2 protein-coding genes are annotated in these 2,611 nt (G+C 68.2%); both read right to left on the bottom strand.

The features are described from left to right. Positions 1 to 193: 193 nt before the first annotated feature. Positions 194 to 397, bottom strand: coding sequence for a cold-shock protein (locus ACWD6R_RS40245; protein WP_065965692.1), 204 nt, complete (start codon positions 395 to 397; stop codon positions 194 to 196). Positions 398 to 647: 250 nt separating this feature from the next. Further along, positions 648 to 983, bottom strand: a complete 336-nt coding sequence (locus ACWD6R_RS40240) for a MerR family transcriptional regulator (RefSeq protein WP_451823295.1) — start codon at positions 981 to 983, stop codon at positions 648 to 650. Positions 984 to 2,611: the final 1,628 nt, after the last annotated feature.

The following is a 2,611-nucleotide window of genomic DNA, read 5'->3' as shown; positions in this document are numbered from 1 at the left end:
CCAGCGCCCCCCCCACCCAAAAGCCCCACCCGAGAGGGGCCGCCCCCAACCTGCGCCCCCCCACCCCGATCCTGTGCATGACTGGCTCTTTCCGCCCGGCACGAGAGGGGGTCCCACTGTCCGGCTGACGGCACCGCCCGCACGGGCGACGGCAGCTACCGGACGCGGTGTGCGCGATCCTTCGGGCAGGAGGTCAGGCCAGGTTGATGTTCTCGGCCTGGGGGCCCTTCTGGCCCTGGGTGACGTCGAACGTCACGGCCTGGCCTTCCTGGAGCTCACGGAAGCCCGAGGAGTTGATCGCGGAGTAGTGGGCGAACACGTCCGGGCCGCCGCCGTCCTGGGCGATGAAGCCGAAGCCCTTCTCCGCGTTGAACCACTTCACAGTTCCCGTAGCCATGTCTCATGCCTTCCAGTCGATGAACGCCCCCCCACAACGTGCGGAAGGCAGAGGTGATCGCCCTGGTTCCTGCGGCACAGCACAGCAGAACGCCCACGCCGAAGACGTGGGCGAAGGGGAACTTCCGAACCATGACAGCTGACGGAGACGCTACACGCCCACACACCCTGTCACCAGAGGAAATGACCACGCGTCACGCCCTGGCTGGGGTTTGCCGGGGGCCCGCCGGTACCCCGGCGGGCGCACTGCCTCAGGCCGCGGGCGGACCGGACGGTTCGGCGGTGCGGCGGTATTCCGCGTTGATGCGCTGGGCTTCTTCCAGCTGGTCTTCGAGGATGACGATGCGGCAGGCGGCCTCGATGGGGGTCCCGTGGTCGACGAGTTCGCGGGCGCGGGCGGCGATGCGCAGTTGGTAGCGGGAGTAGCGTCGGTGGCCGCCCGCGGAGCGGAGCGGGGTGATGAGGCGGGCGTCTCCGATGGCGCGGAGGAAGCCCTGGGTGGTGCCGAGCATCTCGGCGGCCCGGCCCATGGTGTAGGCGGGGTAGTCGTCGTCGTCGAGACGGCCGAACGAGTCGTCTGCTGTCATTGCACCTCTCTGTGGAACGCGTGGAGGGGCCCTGGTGCCACATGGCACCAGGGCCCCGAAGGAACTGCTACACCATCTGCCGGCCCTGGTACTGCGCCGACCTTCTGTTTCCGCAGACCCGACCGAGACGCTGTCGGGGACGCGGGGATCGCGGTTGCTTGACCGGAGACCACCTCACTATCGATGTCCTGCGGTACCCGGGCTCAGCGATTCCGCCCGGGCGATCCTGATGGCGCCTGGCTCCTCCGTTCTTTCCCTCTGGATGAACTACTTGCCAAGCGGGAACTGCGTACTGCTGGTACTGCGCACTGCTTGTACTTCTGGTGATGCGAACTGCTGGTGACCTGAGTAAGCGCCACTCTTCGGCAGCCAGCCCCGTCGCCCATCCTGCGTCTGCTCTGGCTTAGAACCCCACTGCCGAACTTCCCGGCACGCGCGCCCGCAGCCGACGCCTTCACCGAGGTGCTGCTCACTGACTTCACTGCTGGTCCTGCGAACTGCACTTACTGAACTGCCACTGCGTTACTGCTCACGGCGGCCCCTGATCACTGCGGGCCACCCGGTCCGGCCGTCAGTCCCGTCGCCGTCCTGCAACCGCTCTGGCTTCGGAACTCCACCACCGCACCGTCCTGCGCACTGCAACTGCGTGTACTGCTGCCCGCCAGTTCGTCTCTGCCGGGCCTTGCTGATCTCGGCTACGAGAGAAACCATAACTACACCCCTACCCAATGTCTACTCCGACCGACATAGATTTCCGCGTGTTCGACGGTGAGGTAATCGAGCCCTGCCGGGTTAAGGGGGCGCTGGGCGGGGCACGAGGGGCGGGTAGGCAGGACCGGGCATTGACGAGCCAGAGACCAGGGTGAACCTGATGGACACCATGTGCGTCGACGCCACGACCATCCGCTCCGCGACCGCCGTCGCGCGCGAGACCACCCGAGCCTTCCTCGAAGCCCTCTGGCAGCCAGGCGGGGCAGTGTGTGACCGAGTCCGTGACCCGGTTGCGTGAGGCTCGGGGATGGAGTCAGCCCGACCTGGCCGACCGGCCGGCGGCGCCCCGGGGACGCCGTGGCGGTGGAGGATCAGCAGTGCCGAAGGTGGTACCAGCGGCCGCCGTTCATCACGAAATACGCGCGCGGTGACGTCGACGGCCGACGTCGACCACGGCGGCGGCGCGGGCCCGGATCGCGGCGGCCGCGGCGCGGGCGCGCTCGAATAGGGACTCGATGACGGTGAGCTCCACCCCGGAGGTGAGGATGGCGCTCGACTTCCACCAGGCGCGCAGCCGCGCAAACGGCCGGCGCGCTGCTTGGGCGGGCGGGTCTTGCGGGCGGCGATCCGGTTCAGCTTGATGCGGGCCCGCTCGGAGACGACGGGCAGGAACTTCAGCTCGCCGTCGTCGCCCTGCGCCGCACGCCTCCACGGCGGTGAGCCGAGTACTGTGACGGCCGGGCTGTGGCCTGCCGCTCCGGCGCGCCCGGACCACCTTTCGAGCAGATGGCGGCTGTCAGGTCGTTTCTGTGTGCGCCGCACGCCTGAGTTCCGCAGTTGAGGTGGCGCTCTAGTACGCGAATATGGGGTTTGACCTGCGGATATGCCGGAGCACACGCCGGATCGGCGTGTGTCTA

The sequence above is a fragment of the Streptomyces sp. NPDC005151 genome, assembly GCF_053599875.1.
This window is presented reverse-complemented; position numbering and strand designations above follow the sequence as displayed.